The sequence below is a fragment of the Mumia sp. zg.B17 genome (assembly GCF_019550915.1).
Lineage (GTDB): Bacteria > Actinomycetota > Actinomycetes > Propionibacteriales > Nocardioidaceae > Mumia.
Genome location: NZ_JAHWCI010000003.1, coordinates 17207 through 36035, shown reverse-complemented (window position 1 = coordinate 36035; position 18829 = coordinate 17207). Strand labels below are relative to the sequence as shown.

The window sequence follows — 18829 nt, the reverse complement described above, 5'->3', positions numbered from 1 at the left end:
GGTGTGCACTCCCACCCTCAGACCGAGATCACGTTCCCCTCCGTGGACGGCCGCCGCCCGACCACCCCGACGGTCCGGGCGATCCTCGCCGACGCTGCGCGCGAGATCGACCCCGAGCTCGCCGCGGACATCGAATCGGCGCACTCGTGGCGCTCCGACTACGTGCCACTCGTCGGACGCGTGACGGCGGCCTCGGCCGAGTCGTCGAAGGCAGCGCTCGCCCTGGCGCACGGGGGAGTGGCCTCGATGCGCGGCCGGATGGTGGCCGCCGCCCCCTCCGGTGACGTCCCGCTGGAGGAGTGGGGCCCAGAGCCGCGCGCGACGCCGTTGGCGACCGAGGTCGTGCGCGGCACCTCCTCGCCGGTGCGCGAGCTCGCCGTCCCGTACGGCGGGTCGAGCCTGCACGGGGACCGGCTGCGAGAGCAGCTCCGGCGATGGCGTGACGCGGGCGTGGTCGAGGAGTCCTTCGTGACCGCGATCGAGCAGGTGATCGCCCATCCGGAGTGGTTGTCGCTCCCAGGACGCCGGGTGGCCCTGCTCGGCGCCGGCGCGGAGATGGGCCCCTTGGAGCCGTTGGCGGCATGGGGCGCCGACGTCCTCGCCGTCGACAGGTCGTCACCGTCCATCTGGGACCGGGTCCGCTCCCTGGCCGAGAGCGGGGCCGGGACGGTCGCGCACCCGGTGGGGCCGGACGGTGCGCCGGGCGCGGACCTGGTCACGCAGACCGGAGACGTGCTGGCCTGGCTCCGGACCCGGGCGGCGGGCAGTGCGCTGGTCGTCGGCATGTACGCCTACGCCGACGGGGGTGCCCACGTCGCCGTCACCGCGGCGGCCGACGTCGTCGCGACGCGGCTCACCGACGACGACCCGGACACCGCCCTCGCCTATCTGGCGACGCCGACGGACGCGTTCGTCGTCCCCCGGGACGTCGTCCAGGCGAGCGCTCGCGCGTACCAGGACCGCGGGCCCGTCCGATGGTTGCAGGCCCCGTTGCGCGTCGTGAGCCGAGGAAGGCTCTTCGTGCCCAACTACTCCACCGTCCTTCCCGACGGCACCGGCGTGGCCGACATCCTCGTCCCGCAACAGGGCCCCAACTACGCGATGGCGAAGCGGATCCAGCGGTGGCGCGGCGTCGTCGCCGAGGACTGCGGCCAGCGGGTGTCCTTCAACGTCGCCCCGGCGACGTGGACACGGTCGGTGACAAAGAACCGGTTGCTCGCAGCCGCCTACGGCGGCGCACGGCACTTCGGCGTGGAGATCTTCGAGCCGGCGACCACCCGCGTGCTGATGGCGGCACTCCTCGTCCACGACCTCCACGCGGCGACCGAAGCGCGCGAGCATCCCGAGCAGCTGTTCACCGACGGAGCAGCGCACGGTGGCCTGTGGAGGGTCGGGTACGAGCCGCGTTCGGCCCTCGGCGTCGCCGCCGTGGGAGGCCTTCCGTCGATGGTGCGCCGAGCCTGAGAGCGCCGCCGAGAAGCGGGTCCGCCTGGCCTTCCGATCGCGTACGGTATCGCCGTGAGCGATCAGTGGTCCGGCCCGCCGTCCAACGACGGCCCGCAGCCCCCGTACCCCCAGCAGCCGCCGCAGGGACAGCCCCCGTACGGTCAGCAGCCCCCGTACGGTCAACCCCAGCAGCCGTACGGCCAGCAGCCCACCTACGGTCAGCAGCCGCCGCACCAGCAACCGACCTACGGCCAGCAGCAGTACGGCCAGGGCCAGCAGTCCTACCAGGGGCAGGCGCCGTACGGCCAGGGCCAGTCGCCCTACGGTCAGCAGCCGCAGTACCTCCCGCCCAACGCGCCGCAGGGCGGCAAGAAGGGCACCGGCAGGCTCATCGCCGTCATCGGCGGCGTGGTCGCTGTCGCCGCAATCATCGGCGTCGCGTTCTTCCTGATGCGAGACGGTGGTGGAGGCGCCAGCGCGTCGACGCCGGAGGATGCCACGCAGAGCTTCATCGACGCCATCAAGGACCGTGACTGCGACGCGATCGTCGCCGTGACGACCGACAACTTCCGCGACGGGGAGGGCGCCGACAAGTGCAAGAAGGCGCTCGAGAAGGAGGGCGACGGCGAGGGCGGCATGCTCGACGCGCTCCAGGCAGCGACGTTCGACGTCAAGGACACCACGATCGACGGCGACAAGGCCACGGTGGCGGTCGCGCTCACGCTGGCCGGCACGCCCGTCGACCAGACGCTCCAGCTCGTCAAGGACGGCTCGACCTGGAAGGTCGACGACATCGCCATGGACGCGGGAAGCAGGCCGGAGATGCCGGACGTGCCTGACATCCCTGACCTGAACCTCGTCACGCCGCCCACCCCCTGACACGCAGGTCGTGCGGCGCGAGTGCGTCGCACGACCTGGCGATCGCGGTGGCGTGGCGTGGCGTGGCGTGGTTCAGGGAACCGGTCGCAGACGTGCCTTCCAGGCTGCCGCCTCTGCGCCGTCACGCCAGACCTCCCCGTGTCCCGGCAGCACCGTACGCATCCCACTCGCGCCGATCGCGTCGAGCGACTGCAGCGCCTGCTCGGCGTCGTGAGTTCCGGCCTGGGCGACGATGCAAGGACCGGTCCTGCCGGTGTACGGGTCGAGCGTCACGAGCGCGTCGCCGGTGATCACCGCGTCGTGGTCGGGGAGGACGATCGCGACGTGCCCGTCGGTGTGCCCCGGCGTCGGCACGATCGTGAGGACGTCCCCGAACGGCATGGGGTCGTCGTAGACCCACGGTGCGTGCACGCCCTGCACCCACAGCGCCCCTGCGCCCACCAGCGACGCCAGGTGGGGGAGCGAGCGGGGGTGACGGATCGGGTAGGTGAGGCGTGGCCGTCCCGGCTCGTACCGGTAGGGGTGCTCGGCGATCCGCTGGTCTCCGCGGTGCACCCAGACCTGCGCGCCGGACTTCTCGAGCCTGCGGGCGATGCCCACGTGGTCGAAGTGGCCGTGCGTCAGGAGGACGTGCCGCACGTCGTCGGGGGTCCGGCCCAGGGCCTTCAGCGCCTCGGCAAGATCGGACCAGAAGGCTGGCAGCCCGGCGTCGACCAGCAGGATCTGGTCGTCGGTCTCCACGAGGTAGCAGGCCGTGGAGCCGCGCGCCAGGCGGTGCACGCCTGGCACGATGTCGAGGGTGTGCATGGCAACCTCCCAGGTCGGCTCGGGATCGTCCGTTCCTGCGGTGGTACCCGAATGCGGCTGCTTCCCACGTCCTCCGCACGACGCCGCGGCGGGCTTAGGCTGCTGGTGTGATCGGCCGACGGCACCATCTGGTGATCGACGCCACCGACCCGCAGGTCGCGGCGGCGTTCTGGTCTGCCGTGCTCGGCGACCCAGTGACCTACGACGACGGTGACTTCGTCGTCGTGTCCGCGGACGAGGAGACATCGGGCATGGCGTTCCAGCGCGCGGCGGACCTGCCGGACCCGACCTGGCCGGACCCTGCCGTCCCGCAGCAGATGCACGTGGACGTCATGGTGGAGGACGTCGCTGCCGCGGGCGCGCGTGTCGTCGCCCTGGGGGCGCACCACCTGGAGGACGACGTCTACGCCGACCCGGCTGGTCACCCGTTCTGTCTCATCCGCCGACCAGGATGGGCGCCGCCGCTCGACGCGGGGTGAGGGGACGTCTACGGCAGGGTGAGGCGGATCCCGGCGTCCTCGGCGGTCATCGCATCGCGGAGGGCGTGCGTCCGTTCGAGGTCGCCCTCGGCCGTCCATCTGCTGGTGAAGTCGACGCGGGCGGTCCACTTCCGCGCGAAGCTCAGCGCGGCGTACAGGCCGGCGAAGTTCTCGTTGTGCGTGGCGCCCTTGAGTGCGGAGAGGTAGTTCAGCCGATAGACGGTCGGGATGACGATCCGGACCTCTCCTGAGCCGTGGAGCTCGGCGTTCATCATCACCCGCGCGATGCGGCCGTTGCCGTCGGCGAAGGGATGGACCTCGCTGACCATGAACATCACGTAGACAGCGCGCGCCCACGGCGACACCAGGCGTGATCCGACCTCGTACCCCCGCCGCAGCGTGCCCTCGACCAGCTCCGGTGCGACGAAGTGCGTCTCCCCGGCACGGTTCGCCTGCGTCTTGAACTTCCCCGGCCCCACCAGCGGACGGCCGCCCATCAGCACGGCGTGGCGTTCCCGGAGGAGGGTGAGGAGCTCCTGGTCGGTGGCGGGCCTGCGACGCATCTCGGCATCGGACGACGTCAGACGATAGGTGCCCAGGATGTCGTGGGCGTCCTCGGGGCGCTGCTCAGGGACCACGTCGTCGAAGATGATGTCGGCTGCCTCGTCGAGGGTGAACTCCGTGCCCTCGATGTAGTTCGAGAAGTAGGCCTCGTAGAAGGGCAGCAGCGTCCGCCGGCCGCGGTCGGCGGGCATGGCGGTGACGAGGTCGGGCGGTTGGCCGTCGAGGTAGTCGACGAGACGGCCGAAGATGTCCACGCGACGACGGTCGAACGCCTGGCCGGCGGCGCGCCCGATCAGCTCCGGCGTCTGCAGGATCGCCGTCGGGTGAGTGTTCATGGACGCCCCGACCAGACGGTTCAACAGGTCGCACTCCGCCAGTCGACCGAGGAATGGCGCCAGCTCGCGGGCCTGCTCGCGGATCTCGTTCAGGCCGTCCTCGCCCCGGTCTCGGCAGAGGTCATCGATCCACAGCTCGACCTGCGCGCGCGTGAGTGTCCGCGGTGGCCTGCCTGACGCCGGCCGGGTCGGTGCCAGGTTCTCGAGGAGGCTTCGGGCCGGGCCGGCGAGCCACAGGCCGTCGGGCAGCGCGATGTCACCGGGCATCGGCCCGCTTCCGTGGCGCGGCTCGACCACCACGCCGGCAAGCTTCAGAGGCCGCGTCCGGCGATGCGTCACGAAGAGGAACCCGTCCACCGCCACGCCTCCGTGACGTGCCGAGCGGTCGGTGATGACGGCGCCGGGCAGCTTGTGGGCGACGATCTCCCACAGCCGCTCGCGCACGACGTCCTCGGCTGGCTTGCTCAGGTCGCTGACGTACACGCCGGATCCGACCTTGACCAGCCGCCCGGCGGCGCGTGCGCGGGAGATGCGGTCCTTGTCGTGTACATCGCTGTACACGACAGTGGGGAAGCCGTCGTTCATCGCCGGTCCTCTCGTGACATCGGTGTACAACACCGTACGCCCCTCCTGCGACATTTTGCCGCCCTCGCATGACCGAAAGGTACGAATCCTCGCGCTGCACGCGAGAATATGCCGCTTTCGAGACGTGTTCGCGCGGACGATATCCTCGCTCGCGTGAGAGAGCGCGCGGACCTGTTGATGCCGTTCCTCGCGTTGCTGCTGGGCGCGGTCGTCGGGGCACTGACGTCAGTGCTCCAGACGGGCCTCGACTTCCCTTGGCTGGCGCTCGTCAATGCGGTCAGTCCGTGGCTGACGACGGCGTTCGTGGCGGGAGCCCTGCAGTCGCGGTTGCGAACGGCGGTGTGGACCGGACTCCTCGCGACCTTCGTGCAGGTCGTCGCCTACTACGCCGTGGCAGAGCTGCGGGGTTACGACGCCTCCGTGTACTACCTGGTGTTCTGGTCGCTCTGCGCCGTCGTCGGCGGCCCTGTGTTCGGAGGGGTCGGACACGCGTGGCGTCACGCCTCTCCGGCAGGCCCCGGAGCCGCGGCCCTGCCGGCTGCGTTCTTGAGCGAAGCCGTGGTGACCTACTGGATCGTGCTCGGATACAGGTCGAGCGCCGTGCTGTTCGGCGCCGTTGCCGTGGTGCTCGCCGTGAGTCTCGGGGCGTACCGCCACCAGTACCGTCCGATGCTGCGTTGGATCGGCCCTGCGCTGCTCGCGGGGTTGGCGGGCACCGCAGGTCTCGCGCTGGTCGCCTGATCTCCGAAGGCGGGACGATGAGTTTTCGCCGTGCCGTCGGTCCCTGGCTTGGCACAGCACACGACACAAAGGTGGGGATTCGATGTCACATGCCAGCTTGATCGTCTCGATGGGTGTCTCGGTGGACGGATTCGTCGCCGACCGCGAGGGCGGGTTCGCGTGGACGGCTCCGATCGACGAGCTGTTTCGATTCCATCTCGAAGAGGTGGGGAAGCTCGGTGGCTACCTGCTGGGGCGCAGGCTCTACGAGAACATGCTCGTCTGGGAGAACGACCCGTCGATGCGCAGCAGCACCGAGGCCGGGGCCGAGTTCGCCGACGTCTGGTGCGCTCTTCCGAAGGTGGTGTTCAGCCGGACGCTCGACCACGTTCAGGGCAACGCCCGACTCGCCGAGGCGTCGGTGGCCGACGAAATCAAGGCAGCGCTCGCCGCCACCGACAAGGACGTCTCGATCGGCGGTGCCGACCTGGCCGGGGCAGCTCTCGAGCTCGACCTCGTGGACGAGGTGCGCATGTTCCGCTACCCCGTGATCGTCGGCGGTGGCACGCCGTTCCTGCCGCCGGTCACCCATGACATTCAGCTGGATCTCCTGGAGACCAGGACGTTCGGATCTCGGGTGATCTACGAGCGCTACGGGCGTGCCCGCGACGCGGCGTGAGGTGGTTCGAGACGAACACCGTCGTCCCACGGAGCGCGCTTCTGGAACATGATGTCGTCGCGCCATCGCCCGTCGATGTGGATGTGTCCTCGCGACACGCCCACTCTCGTGAACCCGTTCTTCTCCAGCACCCGGCACGATGCGGCGTTCTCTTCACGCGCAAACGCATCGACACGGTGCAGGCCCAGAGGGTCGAAGGCGATCTCCACGGCGCGCGCGGCTGCTTGAGTGGCGAGGCCGCGGCCGCTGTAGGGCCGGGCGATCCAGTAGCCCAGAGAGCAGCTGCGAAACGGTCCGCGAACGATGCCGTTCAGACTCACCCGTCCGACCAGACGACTTCCCTCGAGAACCACTCCTGACCACATGCGTCCCTCCGCACACTCGCGCAAGGTCGCTCGCACAGCGTCGGCCTGGCCGTCGTCGGTGTAGAAGACATCGGGACGCTGCGGGTCCCAGTGCGTGAGGAAGTCGCGATCACCTCGGTACAGATCGGCGAGATGCGGGCTGTCCTGGACAGTGAGCGCGCGGATCGAGATCTCGGTCATGACGAGAAGTACATCGTGCTGCGGAGTCGCGGAGCGGGCCGAGCCCGTCCCCGTCCCAGGAAAAGCGAAAACCCCTGGTATCCCAGGGGTTTCGATCTCGCTGTGTGAGTGTCCGAGGGGGGACTTGAACCCCCATGCCCTAATACGGGCACTAGCACCTCAAGCTAGCGCGTCTACCTATTCCGCCACCCGGACAGGGTTGGTGACCGGCGTCGTGCGTCGTTCACCGTGCGTCAGAACTCTAGCAAACACCCGCCGCTCAACCCCAAACCGGGGGGCGCCCGTTGGCCGCCGCCCGCCCTGGCCAGGCAGGATGGGGGAATGACCGCCGGTGACCAGCGTGAGACCCCCGTCCTCGATCCTGCTGCGGAGGTCGTCGAGATTTGCCGGAACCTGATCCGGATCGACACGACGAACACCGGCGACAACACCGGTCCGGGGGAGCGGAAGGCCGCAGAGTACGTCGCCGAGCTGCTGGCCGAGGTGGGGCTGGAGTCCGAGATCGTCGAGCTGTCGCCGGGCCGGACGAATGTGCTGGCACGGTGGGAGGGCAGCGACTCCACCCTGCCGCCGCTGCTCGTCCACGGGCACCTCGACGTGGTCCCGGCTCAGGCGTCCGACTGGTCGTACGACCCGTTCGCCGGTGAGATCGTCGACGGCTACCTATACGGCCGCGGCGCGGTCGACATGAAGGACTTCGACGCGATGGTGCTGTCGGTCGTCCGGGCACGTCGCCGCGCGGGCACGCCGCCACGACGGACGATCGTGCTCGCGTTCACGGCCGACGAGGAAGCGGGCTCCGTCCACGGAGCCCACAAGATCGTCGACCACCACGCCGATCTCGTCGCCGACTGCACCGAGGCGATCGGAGAGGTCGGCGGGTTCTCGACGCACATCGGCGGCAAGCGCCTCTATCTGCTGGAGGCGGGGGAGAAGGGGCTCGCCTGGATGCGCCTCTCGGCTCAGGGCACCGCGGGGCACGGGTCGATGGTGCACGACGACAACGCCGTGACGGCCGTCGCTCGTGCCGTCGCCGCGATCGGCGACCACGACTGGCCGTACGAGCCGGGCCCCTCGATGCAGGCGCTGATGGCGAAGGTCCGCGACCTGACCTCGGCGACCGATGCCTCGATGGAGGAGCTGCTCGCGGAGTTCGGACCCGCCGCCCGCATGGTCCGCGCCGGCATGCGCAACATCAGCAACCCGACGATGCTCGAGGCCGGGTACAAGGTCAACGTCATCCCCGGTGAGGCGGCGGCCCACGTGGACGGGCGGTTCCTCCCAGGCCAGGAGGAGGCGTTCCTCGCCCAGGTGCAGGCGCTGGCCGGCGACGCGGTCAGGATCGATCCCGTCACGGTGCAACCCGGTCTGGAGTACCCGTTCAGCGGCGACCTCGTCGACGCGATGACCGTGGCGCTCCATGCCGAGGACCCCGAGGCGCACGTCGCCCCGTACCTCATGTCGGGGGGCACCGACGCGAAGGCGTGGCACCGGCTCGGGATCCGCTCGTACGGGTTCACGCCGCTGCGCCTGCCGGCTGACCTCGACTTCACCGCCCTCTTCCACGGAGTCGACGAGCGGGTGCCGACCGACGCGCTGGAGTTCGGGGCGCGGGTGTTCGACCGGCTGCTCGACCTGGCCTAGCGGCGGGCTGGCTGGTCAGAGGGTGCTGCGGACGCGGATGATGCGTCGTCGTAGCGTCACGCGCCGCCGCCCGTCGGGGAAGAGGCGCAGCCGGGCGAGCTCCCAGCCCTGGTGCTCGGCGGCGTCGACCAGCAGACGGCGCACGGCCTGACGGGACTCCGTGCGCGGCAACCAGAACCGCTGGAACTCGTACTCCGTCACACCGCCTCCATCACACCGTCTCGATCGACACGTCCTCGAGCGCCTCGACGATCTCGTCCGGGAGCGAGACCTCCTCGACCGAGAGCGCTGCCTTCAATTGTGCCGCCGTCCTGGGACCGACGAGGGCGCTGGCGACGGCGGGGCGGTCGCGGACCCACGCCAGCGCCACCTCGAGCGGAGCGAGCTGCAGGCCCTCGGCGGCTCGGCAGACCGCCTCCACGACCTGGCGGCAGCCCGCATCGAGATAGGGCTCGACGAATCCCGACAGGTGGTCGGAGGCCGCGCGCGAGTCCGCCGGGATGCCGAAGCGGTACTTGCCGGTCAGCACCCCGCGCCCGAGCGGTGACCACGCGAGCAGACCGACGCCGAGCGCCACCGACGCCGGGACGACCTCACGCTCGGCCTGACGCGCGAGGAGCGAGTACTCCACCTCCGTCGCCACGATCGGCGCGCTGGCCTCACGCAGCGCCTGACGCGTGTGCGCGTACGCCGTCTGCCAGCCGGTGTAGTTCGCGACGCCGACGTATCGGGTGCGCCCGGTGGCGACGGCGTGGTCGAGGGCCGACAAGGTCTCCTCGGGCGGGACGCGGGGGTCCCAGCCCTGGACGAGCCACAGGTCGAGGTGGTCGACGTGGAGGCGAGCGAGGGAGTGGTCGAGGGCCGAGAGCATCGCGCCGCGCGACGTCCCGCAGCGTCCGGGAGCGATGCTGGAGCCGGCTTTGGAGACCAGCACCACGTCGTCTCGGCGGACCTCACCGAGCAGCTCACCCAGGAGGGTCTCGCTCGCCCCGGCGCCGTACGAGGCCGCCGTGTCGATGAGCGTCCCACCGGCCTCGAGGAACAGGCGAAGGATGTCAGCGGCCTCGTGCTCGTCGGTGTCACGCCCCCACGAGGCCGTGCCGAGACCGAGCCTCGAGACGGCGAGTCCGCTGCCTCCCACGAAGCGTTCTTGCATGTCTCTCCTCGGGTGAAGGCCCGCGCCGGACCCATGTCGGAAGGCTAGTCGAGGCCGCGGGTCGCGTGCCGCTAGGCTCGCCCTGCGCCGAGCACGTCGATGAAGGGGAGCAGAGCATGAGGCTGGGAGTCAATGTCGGCTACGTCGCCGGGCCCGACGTCGCAGAGCGGGTGGAGACGGCCGTGTACGCCGAGTCGCTCGGCTACTCCTCGGCCTGGGCCGCGGAGGCCTACGGCTCCGACGTGCCCACGCTCCTGTCGTGGATCGGGGCGCGCACGACGACCCTCGAGCTCGGCACCGCGATCCTTCAGATCCCCGCTCGCACGCCCGCGATGACGGCGATGACCGCGGCCACGCTCGATCGCCTGTCCGAGGGCCGAGTGCGCCTGGGCCTCGGTGTCTCCGGACCTCAGGTGTCGGAGGGGTGGCACGGGGTCAAGTTCGACAGGCCGCTCGGCCGGACCCGGGAGTACGTCGAGATCGTCCGTACGATCCTCGCCCGCGAGGAGCCGCTCAACTATGCCGGTGAGCACTTCACGCTCCCGCTGCCCGACGGCCCCGGCAAGCCGCTCAAGATCATGCTCCACCCGTATCGCTCGGACATCCCGATCTATCTCGCGGCCGTCGGCCCCAAGAACCTCGAGCTCGCCGGCGAGATCGCCGACGGCTGGCTGGCGATCTTCTTCAACCCCGAGCAGGCGGCGGTCTCCACCGACCACCTCCGCGCCGGGCGGGAGAAGGCCGGGAAGACCCTGGACGGCTTCGACATCGTCCCGACCGTCCCCGTCGTCATCGGGGACGACCTGGAGAAGTGCGCCGACATGGTGCGGGCCTACACCGCGCTGTACGTCGGCGGCATGGGCAGCCGCAAGCAGAACTTCTACAACGCCCTGGCACGACGGATGGGGTTCGAGGATGCCGCCCAGAAGATCCAGGACCTCTACCTCGACAAGAAGCAGGCCGAGGCCGCGGCCGCGGTGCCGTTCGAGCTCGTCGACCAGACCTCCCTCATCGGACCCAAGGAGCGCATCGCCGAGCGCCTCCACGCGTACGCCGACGCCGGCGTCACGACGCTCGCGATCGCGACCTTCGGCAGCACGCACGACGAGCGGGCCGACGTCCTCCGTACCGTCTCCGACGCTCTCGACGCATCGGGGCTCGGCTCTTGATGGACCTGCTGCAGGCACTCGTCCTCGGGCTGATCCAGGGCCTCACCGAGTTCCTCCCCATCTCATCGTCCGGCCACCTCGCGATCTTCCCGAAGTTCTTCGGGTGGGAGGACCCGGGCGCCGCCTTCACCGCCGTCGTCCAGATCGGCACCGAGCTCGCGGTCGTCCTCTACTTCTGGCGCGACATCACGACCATCGCCGGCGGTTGGCTGCGGGGTCTCGTCAAGCGCGAGGCGCGCACGACCCTCGAGTGGCGCATGGGCTGGTTCGTGATCGTCGGATCTCTCCCGATCGTCATCCTCGGCATCGCGCTCAAGGACGTCATCGAGCACGAGTTCCGCAACCTCTGGGTGATCGCGACGATGCTCATCGTGATGGGCATCGTCCTCGGGATCTGCGACCGCTTCGGACGCCAGGAGCGCGAGATCGCCGACCTCAACGCCACGCACGCCGTGCTCTTCGGTCTCGCCCAGGCGATGGCGCTGATCCCCGGCGTCTCGCGCTCGGGTGCCACCATCAGCATGGGGCGTGCGCTCGGCTACGACCGTGCCGCGGCGACGCGCTACGCATTCCTGCTCGCGATCCCGGCGGTCGTCGGCGCGGGACTGTTCCAGCTGCCCGAGATCCCCGGCGGCGAGAACGCGTACGGCGTGGGTCCGACGATCCTGGCGACCGTGGTCTCGTTCGTGGTCGGCATCTCGGTGATCCACTGGCTCCTGCAGTACGTCAGCAAGCACTCCTACACGCCGTTCGTGATCTATCGGATCGGACTCGGAGGCCTGGTGCTGGCGCTGCTGGCCACCGGGGTGATCACGGCCGGGACGGCGGTCGGCTAGTCGTCACGGGGCGTCGGCATGCAGACGTTGCGTGCCGACGACCTTGACCAGCTGCAGCAGCTCGGCGTCGCGCGAGCCTGGCGCGGCGGAGTAGACGATCACGGTCTGGTCGGTCTCCGGGATCTCCAACGCGTCGCAGTCGAGCGTGACTGCGCCGACGCTCGGATGAGTGATGGTCTTGCGGTGACTGCGCCACACCTGCGACGGAGCCTCGTCCCACAGGCGAACGAACTCGTCGCTGTGGGCGCGCAGCTCGGCCACGAGGCGGCGCAGATCGGGATCGTCGGGATACTTCGCGGCGGCCGCGCGCAGGGAGGCCACGGAGCGTGCGTCGGTGCGCGCCGCCTCCTCGGCGGAGACCGACACACGGCTCGGCTCCCCAAGGAAGCGCTGACGGACGATGTTGCGCTCTGCTGCCGGGAGGGCCGAGAAGTCTCCGAGCAGGGCTGCGGCCAGCGGGTTCCACGCCAGCACGTCGGACTTCGCGCTCACCACGACGGCCGGCTGGTCGTCGAGGCGTTCGAGCAGGCGCAGGATGCTGGCGCGCACGAGCATCGGCACGTGGCCCTCACGCGGCGCCGCGGCGTCTGCGAGGTCGAACATCTCTCGCCGCTCGTCGTCGCTCATGCGCAGCGCCTGGGCGAGCGATGCCAGCACGGACGGCGAGGGGTGTGCGCCGCGACCCTGCTCGATCCGCGTCACGTAGTCGACGCTCACCCCGGCGAGCACGGCGACCTCCTCTCGCCGAAGACCTGCGACCCGTCGGCGGGATCCTTCGGGCAGACCGACATCCCCGGGGGCGATCCTGCTGCGCGCGCGTACGAGGAGGCGGCCGAGCTCTTGGCGATCCACCTCCTCAGCCTGGCACGCGGAGGTGGCCGCCACCACGGCACAGCGTGGTACGGGGAGTACCAGGACGACGTGGTCCTGGCACGCCCGTCGCACCGACCGCCAGGCTCGCTCCATGACGACAACGAGAACAACCACGACGGCCCTGGTCACCGGGGCGAACAAAGGAATCGGCTACGAGACCGTGCGCCAGCTCGCCGGACTGGGTTGGACGGTCTGGCTCGGTGCCCGTGACACCGAGCTCGGCAGCAAGGCCGCCGACGCCCTCCGAGGCGACGGCCTCGACGTACGACCCGTGACGCTCGACGTCACCGACGACGCGTCGGTGGCTGCGGCAGCGACGACGGTCGAGAACAGTGGGACAGGCCTCGACGTCCTGGTGAACAACGCGGGGATCGCCGGCTCCTTGCACGCCCCGGCTGACACGGTGGCGGCCGATTTCCTCGCCGTCTACGGTGTCAACCTCCTGGGGCCGGTGCGCGTCACCCACGTTCTCCTCCCGCTTCTGCGCGGCTCGCCGCACCCGCGGATCGTCAACGTCTCGAGTGGCATGGGGTCGTTCGGGATCACCGGCGACCCGGCGAGGCCCGAGTACGGCTTCTACGGTCTCGTGTACCCCTCGTCGAAGGCTGCGCTCAACATGGTCACGACCATGTACGCCAGGGGCCTGCCCGGGATCGCGGTGAACTCGGCCGACCCCGGCTACACGGCCACAGACCTGAACGGACACTCCGGCACGCAGACGGTCGAGGAGGGCGCGCTCGCCAGCGTGCGGGCGGCGACGGTCGATCCGGAGGGCCCGACCGGGGTGTTCTTCGGCCGTGACGGCTTCCTGCCCTGGTGAGGTCAGGCTCAGCGCGATCGAGGCGACTCGCGTCGATGTGTGGCGTCAGAGCCAGCCCGAGCGCTTGAACGCTCGCCAGAGGACGAGGACGAGCCCGGCCATCACCACGAGCGTGAGGGGGTAGCCGAGTGACCAGCCCAACTCGGGCATGTCCCGGAAGTTCATCCCGTAGATGCCGGCGACGAGGGTCGGCACGGCCGCCATCGCGGCATACGCGGCGAGCTTGCGCATGTCGTCGTTCTGCTGGATCGATATCTGGGTGGCACGGGCCTGCATCGCGTTGTCGAGCAGGCTGTCGAGAGTGTCCATCGTGCCCCGCGCATGGACGAGGTGGTCGGCGATGTCGCGGAAGTAGACCCCCATCCCCTCCGGGATCGTCCATTTGGCGTGGCCCTCGAGAAGCGCCTCGAGCGGAGCGTGGATCGGCGCGACGGCCTTCCGGAACTCGAGCAGCTCCCGCTTCAGCGGGTAGACCCGCCCGGTCGTGCCTGGGGCTGCCTCGGAGAACACGGCTTCCTCGATCTCCTCGACGTCCGAGGTCAGCTGCTCGGCGATGAGCTCGTACTCGTCGACCACCGCGTCGACCACGTGGTACGCGGCGGCGACGGCACCGAACTTGAACAGCTCCGGCTGCTTCGCTGCCCGGTCTCGGATGCTGTCGAGGCGTGGCCACGTCCCGTGCCGGACGGTGATGGCGTAGTGCGCTCCGATGAACATCGAGATCTCGCTGAGCAAGACCTCGCTCGTCTCGGTGTCGTACTCCAGCGATCGCAGTGCCAGGAATGCCGAGCCCTCGTAGATGTCGATCTTGGGGCGCTGGTGCGCGGCGACGGCGTCCTCGACAGCGAGGGGGTGGAGCGAGAAGATCCGTTGGAGGTCCGTGAACTCTCCGTACGTCGGGTCCTCGAGGAGGACCCACACGAAGTCTGCCGGACCGGTCAGGGTCGCGGCGAGCTCGCTGAGCCCGTCGAGCGTCGTGCTGACCTGGACGGGCGTGAGGTCGCGATAGGCGGCGCAGTCCAGGATCACACCGTCATTGTGCCCCGCGGGGGCGTCGCGGGCCGACTACGCTCGGGGCGTGCCGACCCTGATCCTCGTCCGTCACGGACGTACCGCCGCCAACGCCGACGGCGTGCTCGCCGGACGCAGCCGGGGCATCGGTCTCGACGACGTCGGTCTGGAGCAGGCCCGTGCGGTCGCCGACCGGCTGTCCGTCATTCCTCTCGCCCGCCTCGTCAGCAGCCCGCTCCTGCGGACGATGCAGACGGCGCGCCGGATCGCCGACGCGCAGAAGGAGAACGTCCAGGTCCGGCGGGAGGCCGGGCTGGTGGAGTGCGGCTACGGACGGTGGACCGGCAAGAAGATCGTCGATCTCGCGCGCGAGCCGTTGTGGGCGACGGTTCAGCAGCAGCCGAGCGCGGTCGAGTTCCCCGGCGGAGAGCGTCTCGCCGACGTCTCGGCCCGGGCGGTGGAGGCGGTCCGGCGGATCGATCGACGCGTCGAGCGGCGTCACGGTCCCGGGGCCGTGTGGGCTGCTGCGAGCCACGGCGACGTGATCAAGGCCGTGCTGGCGGACGCCCTCGGTCTCCACCTCGACCAGTTCCAGCGGATCGCGGTGGCCCCAGGATCGGTCAGCGTCATCACCTATGGCTCTCACCGCCCGAGCGTGCGCCACGTCAACGACCTCGGATCCGACCTCAGCGGGCTCGCCCCGGCCGCGGGGGGAGACCGCCCGACCGGCGACGCGCCGGTCGGGGGAGGTGCCTGACCGTGCGCATCCCGCGGGGCAGGAGTCGCCGCCACCCAGGCCCCTGTCTAGGCTCGGTCCCATGCTGATCCACCGGTTCGAACGCCCACGGCGTTTCGTCGCGGGCACGGTCGGTGCCCCCGGTGAGCGGACCTTCTTCCTCCAGGCCAGCGACGGTGGTCGCGTGACGTCGGTCGCCCTCGAGAAGGAGCAGGTCCTGGTGCTCGCCGAGCGCCTCGAGGCGCTCCTCGTCGAGGTCGGAGGCGACGCAGGATCGGGCACGGCCCCCGAGCGCACGGTCGATCTCGACCCGCTCGACCAGCCGATCGAGGAGGAGTTCCGGGTCGGCACGATGACGCTCGCGTGGGAGCCCGAGGCGGGGGAGATCGTCGTCGAGGCGTTCGCGGCGACGGAGGACGAGGACACGGAGGCCAGCGACATGCTGGTCGTGACGCTGCGACCCGAGGTGGCTCTGGAGTTCGCCGAGCGCGCCAAGAGCGTCGTCGCCGCCGGTCGGCCGACCTGTCCGTTCTGCGGCGGTGTCGTCGAGGCCGAGGGACACCTCTGCCCCCGCGCCAACGGGTTCCGCCGAGTCGCGCGTGAGTGACCTGCGTGCCCTCTCGGAGGGAGAGCTGGAGGTCACGGGGCGACTCGTGGCGGCCTCGAACGGCACGTTCGTCGGACACGTCGTCCAGGGCTCCCTCGCCACGGAGTGCGTCTACAAGCCGGTCCGGGGCGAGCGACCGCTGTGGGACTTCCCCGACGGCACGCTGGCGGCCAGGGAGTACGCGGCGTACCTCGTCTCCGAGGCCGCCGGCTGGCACGTCGTCCCTCCGACGGTGCTCCGTGACGGTCCGTTCGGCGTCGGCATGGTCCAGGAGTGGGTGGACGTCGACGTGGACGCGCCACAGGTCGCCGTCGTACCGGCCGACGAGACGCCCGACGGGTGGTTCGCCGTGGTGGACGCCGTCGACCTCGACGACCGGCCCGTCACGCTGCTGCACCGCGACACGCCCGACCTGCGGACGATGGCGCTGTTCGACGCCGTCGTGAACAACGCCGACCGCAAGGGTGGGCACCTTCTCCCGTCGGACGGCCGGGTGCGCGGCTGCGACCACGGCCTGACCTTCCACGAGGAGCCCAAGCTTCGCACTGTCTTGTGGGGATGGTCCGGAGACGTCCTCGAGCCGGGGGAGCGGTCGCGGCTGGAGACCTTGCGCGCAGACGTCACCTCCGGTCCGCTGTGCGACGCGCTGGCGGACCTGCTGGCCGTCGACGAACGCAGGGCACTGACTCGCCGTATCGACCAGTTGCTCACGTCCGGGAGGATGCCCGACCCGGGGGACCGGTGGCCCACGATCCCGTGGCCACCGCTGTAGGGACCGCCTTATACCCTCAGGGCATGCGCGCCTGGACGTCCCCCGAAGTCCCCGACCTCTCCGAGCTGGGCCTCGGGCGCGGTTCTGCTGTCGAGGTCTTCGACACCTCGACGGGTGCGCTGACGGTGGCCGACCCGCCCGACCGGGCCCGCCTCTACGTCTGCGGCATCACCCCGTACGACGCCACGCACCTCGGCCACGCAGCGACGTACCTGACCTTCGACCTGCTTCAGCGAGCGTGGCGCGACCGCGGTCTCGAGGTCCTTTACACGCAGAACATCACCGACGTCGACGACCCGTTGCTCGAGCGGGCGACCGCCACCGGGGTGGAGTGGAGCGAGCTGGCCAACCGCGAGATCCAGCTGTTCCGCGAGGACATGGCCGCGCTCCGCATCCTGGCCCCCGACCACTACATCGGCGCGGTCGAGTCGATCGACCTCGCCGTCGCGCTCGTGGAGCGCCTCCGTGACCGCGGGGTGACCTACGAGGTCGACGGAGACGTCTACTTCGCCGTGCACGAGGACGCCGACTTCGGCAGCGTCTCCGGGTACGACCGCGCGACGATGCTGAGCCTGTTCGCGGAGCGCGGTGGAGACCCCGACCGCCCCGGCAAGCGTGATCCTCTGGACTGTCTGCTCTGGCAGGCCGAGCGCCCGGGCGAGCCGTCGTGGGACAGCCCGTTCGGTCGCGGGCGCCCGGGGTGGCACGTCGAGTGCGCGTCGATCGCGCTCGAGACGCTCGGCGAGGACTTCGACGTCCAGGGCGGCGGGACCGACCTGATCTTCCCGCACCACGAGATGTCCGCCTCCGAGGCGCACGCCGCGACGCAACACCGGTTCGCGCGGGCCTACGTGCACCAGGCCATGGTCGCCTACGACGGGGAGAAGATGTCGAAGTCGCTCGGCAACCTCGTGCTCGTGTCACGGCTCCGCGCCGACGGGCGCGACCCCGTCGCGATCCGTCTGGCACTGCTGGCGCACCACTACCGGACCGGCTGGGCGTGGGCCGACGGTGACATCGTCGACGCGCACAAGCGCCTCGCGAGGTGGCGTGAGGCGTTCGCTGCGGGCGGGCCGGCGGCGGCGCCGGTCGTGGCGGGGCTGCGCCAGGCCCTCGCCCGTGACCTCGACACCCCCCAGGCCCTCGCGGTCGTGGACGCCTGGGTGGACTCGGCCCTGGCCGGCCGCGAGTCGGACGACCACGACCCTGCCTCCGGCCGTGTGGTGGGCGCCGCCGTCGATGCGCTCCTCGGTGTCGTCTGAGCGGCATAGAGTGAAGGCGTGAGCGAGCACAGCAGCGATTTCCCTGGGGTCGTCGACCCGTGGATGGTCGTCGCCTTCGAGGGGTGGAACGACGCCGCCGAGGCGGCGACCGACGCCATCGACCATCTCATCGAGTGGTGGGACGCGGAGCTCATCGCCGAGCTCGACCCGGACGACTACTACGACTACCAGGTCAACCGGCCCTACATCGGTCGCGACGACGAGGGAGAGCGGTCGATCTCGTGGCCGACGACGCGGGTCTTCGTCGCCCGCCCGGTCGGCTCGGACCGTGACGTGCTGCTGGTGCGGGGGATCGAGCCCAACATGCGGTGGATGCCCTTCTGCGACGAGCTCCTGTCACTGGCCGACCGATTCGCCGTGCGTGGCATCGTGACGCTCGGTGCGCTCCTCGCCGACACCCCGCACACCCGCCCCGTACCCGTCACCGGGTCCACCAGCGACGACCGGCTCGCCGCGCGCCTGCACGTCGAGGAGTCTCAGTACGAGGGCCCGACCGGGATCAACGGCGTCTTCGCCATGGCGAGCAGCGAGGCGGGGATCCCCACCGTCTCGCTCTGGGCGGCTGTCCCTCACTACGTGGCGCAGCCCCCGAGCCCGAAGGCGACCCTCGCACTGCTCGGCTACCTCGACGACGTGCTCGAGATCAGCCTGCCGCTGGGCGATCTTCGCGACCTTGCTCGCGCCTGGGAGCGAGGCGTCGAGGAGCTGGCGAGCTCGGACCCCGAGATCGCCGCCTACGTCGAGTCCCTCGAGGAGGCCCGGGACACCTCCGAGCTTCCGGAGGCCTCGGGTGACGCCATCGCGCGCGAGTTCGAGCGCTACCTCAAGCGCCGGTCGCGCGACACCGACACCTGAGCTGTCGGTCCCTTACTGGTTTGCCCCT

General features: G+C 70.4%; 21 protein-coding genes and 1 tRNA gene. 14 read left to right on the top strand and 8 right to left on the bottom strand.

Annotation, left to right across the window (positions count from 1 at the left end):
- Positions 1 to 3: 3 nt before the first annotated feature.
- Both KV097_RS04135 and KV097_RS19660 read left to right on the top strand, forming a co-directional pair.
- Positions 4 to 1464 carry a hypothetical protein gene (locus KV097_RS04135; RefSeq protein ID WP_220365158.1) on the top strand — a complete coding sequence of 487 codons (1461 nt, stop codon included), beginning with the start codon at positions 4 to 6 and terminating at the stop codon, positions 1462 to 1464.
- A 54-nt stretch (positions 1465 to 1518) separates the two neighbouring features.
- The gene (locus tag KV097_RS19660) at positions 1519 to 2325 is read left to right on the top strand and encodes a DUF4878 domain-containing protein (protein ID WP_220365157.1); all 807 of its coding nucleotides are present in this window, start codon (positions 1519 to 1521) and stop codon (positions 2323 to 2325) included.
- A 72-nt stretch (positions 2326 to 2397) separates the two neighbouring features.
- On the opposite strand, the gene KV097_RS04125 is transcribed toward KV097_RS19660, so the two are convergent.
- Complete coding sequence (locus KV097_RS04125) at positions 2398 to 3132, bottom strand: MBL fold metallo-hydrolase (protein ID WP_220365156.1); 735 nt, start codon at positions 3130 to 3132, stop codon at positions 2398 to 2400.
- A gap of 107 nt (positions 3133 to 3239) precedes the next feature.
- Here KV097_RS04125 and KV097_RS04120 point away from each other — a divergent pair, with 107 nt between their 5' ends.
- Positions 3240 to 3611: a VOC family protein gene (locus KV097_RS04120; protein ID WP_308289334.1), complete on the top strand. Its 372-nt coding sequence runs from the start codon at positions 3240 to 3242 to the stop codon at positions 3609 to 3611.
- Between the two features lie 8 nt (positions 3612 to 3619).
- On the opposite strand, the gene KV097_RS04115 is transcribed toward KV097_RS04120, so the two are convergent.
- Positions 3620 to 5095, bottom strand: a complete 1476-nt coding sequence (locus tag KV097_RS04115) for a Fic family protein (RefSeq protein ID WP_220365155.1) — start codon at positions 5093 to 5095, stop codon at positions 3620 to 3622.
- Positions 5096 to 5248: 153 nt separating this feature from the next.
- On the opposite strand from KV097_RS04115, the gene KV097_RS04110 reads away from it, so the two are divergent.
- Complete coding sequence (locus tag KV097_RS04110; protein WP_220341663.1) at positions 5249 to 5836, top strand: DUF6518 family protein; 588 nt, start codon at positions 5249 to 5251, stop codon at positions 5834 to 5836.
- A gap of 82 nt (positions 5837 to 5918) precedes the next feature.
- Entirely contained in the window at positions 5919 to 6494 is a 576-nt protein-coding gene (locus KV097_RS04105; protein WP_220365154.1) for a dihydrofolate reductase family protein, read from the top strand.
- Here KV097_RS04105 and KV097_RS04100 read toward each other — a convergent pair.
- Together KV097_RS04100 and KV097_RS04095 are read right to left on the bottom strand one after the other, a co-directional pair.
- Positions 6467 to 7039 carry a GNAT family N-acetyltransferase gene (locus KV097_RS04100; RefSeq protein ID WP_220365153.1) on the bottom strand — a complete coding sequence of 191 codons (573 nt, stop codon included), beginning with the start codon at positions 7037 to 7039 and terminating at the stop codon, positions 6467 to 6469. The two genes, KV097_RS04105 and KV097_RS04100, sit on opposite strands and share 28 nt — an antisense overlap.
- Positions 7040 to 7148: 109 nt before the next feature.
- Positions 7149 to 7234: transfer RNA gene (locus KV097_RS04095), tRNA-Leu, on the bottom strand.
- Between the two features lie 126 nt (positions 7235 to 7360).
- Between KV097_RS04095 and KV097_RS04090 the strand changes: the two genes are divergently transcribed.
- Complete coding sequence (locus tag KV097_RS04090) at positions 7361 to 8683, top strand: M20/M25/M40 family metallo-hydrolase (RefSeq protein ID WP_220341666.1); 1323 nt, start codon at positions 7361 to 7363, stop codon at positions 8681 to 8683.
- 15 nt (positions 8684 to 8698) lie between these two features.
- Here the strand turns inward: KV097_RS04090 and KV097_RS04085 are convergent, their stop codons facing one another.
- Together KV097_RS04085 and KV097_RS04080 are read right to left on the bottom strand one after the other, a co-directional pair.
- Positions 8699 to 8884: a DUF5703 family protein gene (locus tag KV097_RS04085; RefSeq protein ID WP_220341667.1), complete on the bottom strand. Its 186-nt coding sequence runs from the start codon at positions 8882 to 8884 to the stop codon at positions 8699 to 8701.
- 10 nt (positions 8885 to 8894) lie between these two features.
- Complete coding sequence (locus KV097_RS04080; RefSeq protein WP_220365152.1) at positions 8895 to 9839, bottom strand: aldo/keto reductase; 945 nt, start codon at positions 9837 to 9839, stop codon at positions 8895 to 8897.
- Between the two features lie 116 nt (positions 9840 to 9955).
- On the opposite strand from KV097_RS04080, the gene KV097_RS04075 reads away from it, so the two are divergent.
- Positions 9956 to 11008 carry an LLM class F420-dependent oxidoreductase gene (locus tag KV097_RS04075; protein WP_220365151.1) on the top strand — a complete coding sequence of 351 codons (1053 nt, stop codon included), beginning with the start codon at positions 9956 to 9958 and terminating at the stop codon, positions 11006 to 11008.
- Entirely contained in the window at positions 11008 to 11844 is an 837-nt protein-coding gene (locus tag KV097_RS04070; protein ID WP_220365150.1) for an undecaprenyl-diphosphate phosphatase, read from the top strand. Before KV097_RS04075 ends, KV097_RS04070 begins: the two co-directional genes overlap by 1 nt.
- A 3-nt stretch (positions 11845 to 11847) precedes the next feature.
- Here the strand turns inward: KV097_RS04070 and KV097_RS04065 are convergent, their stop codons facing one another.
- Positions 11848 to 12696, bottom strand: coding sequence for a helix-turn-helix transcriptional regulator (locus KV097_RS04065; RefSeq protein WP_220341671.1), 849 nt, complete (start codon positions 12694 to 12696; stop codon positions 11848 to 11850).
- Positions 12697 to 12808: 112 nt separating this feature from the next.
- On the opposite strand from KV097_RS04065, the gene KV097_RS04060 reads away from it, so the two are divergent.
- Positions 12809 to 13537 carry an SDR family NAD(P)-dependent oxidoreductase gene (locus KV097_RS04060; RefSeq protein WP_220365149.1) on the top strand — a complete coding sequence of 243 codons (729 nt, stop codon included), beginning with the start codon at positions 12809 to 12811 and terminating at the stop codon, positions 13535 to 13537.
- A gap of 45 nt (positions 13538 to 13582) precedes the next feature.
- On the opposite strand, the gene KV097_RS04055 is transcribed toward KV097_RS04060, so the two are convergent.
- A complete protein-coding gene (locus KV097_RS04055; RefSeq protein WP_220341673.1) occupies positions 13583 to 14566 on the bottom strand; it encodes a magnesium and cobalt transport protein CorA in 984 nt (327 codons plus the stop codon).
- A gap of 49 nt (positions 14567 to 14615) precedes the next feature.
- On the opposite strand from KV097_RS04055, the gene KV097_RS04050 reads away from it, so the two are divergent.
- The 5 genes from KV097_RS04050 to KV097_RS04030 all read left to right on the top strand — a co-directional run bounded on the left by KV097_RS04050 (position 14616) and on the right by KV097_RS04030 (position 18801).
- Complete coding sequence (locus tag KV097_RS04050) at positions 14616 to 15305, top strand: MSMEG_4193 family putative phosphomutase (RefSeq protein WP_220365148.1); 690 nt, start codon at positions 14616 to 14618, stop codon at positions 15303 to 15305.
- A gap of 61 nt (positions 15306 to 15366) precedes the next feature.
- A complete protein-coding gene (locus KV097_RS04045; protein ID WP_220341675.1) occupies positions 15367 to 15891 on the top strand; it encodes a DUF3090 family protein in 525 nt (174 codons plus the stop codon).
- Positions 15884 to 16663 carry an SCO1664 family protein gene (locus tag KV097_RS04040; protein WP_220345091.1) on the top strand — a complete coding sequence of 260 codons (780 nt, stop codon included), beginning with the start codon at positions 15884 to 15886 and terminating at the stop codon, positions 16661 to 16663. Before KV097_RS04045 ends, KV097_RS04040 begins: the two co-directional genes overlap by 8 nt.
- Before the next feature lie 23 nt (positions 16664 to 16686).
- Positions 16687 to 17925 (top strand): cysteine--1-D-myo-inosityl 2-amino-2-deoxy-alpha-D-glucopyranoside ligase, encoded by a 1239-nt coding sequence (mshC, locus tag KV097_RS04035; RefSeq protein ID WP_220365147.1) that lies wholly within the window; start codon positions 16687 to 16689, stop codon positions 17923 to 17925.
- 18 nt (positions 17926 to 17943) lie between these two features.
- Entirely contained in the window at positions 17944 to 18801 is an 858-nt protein-coding gene (locus tag KV097_RS04030; RefSeq protein ID WP_308289333.1) for a PAC2 family protein, read from the top strand.
- The last annotated feature ends 28 nt before the right edge of the window (positions 18802 to 18829 follow it).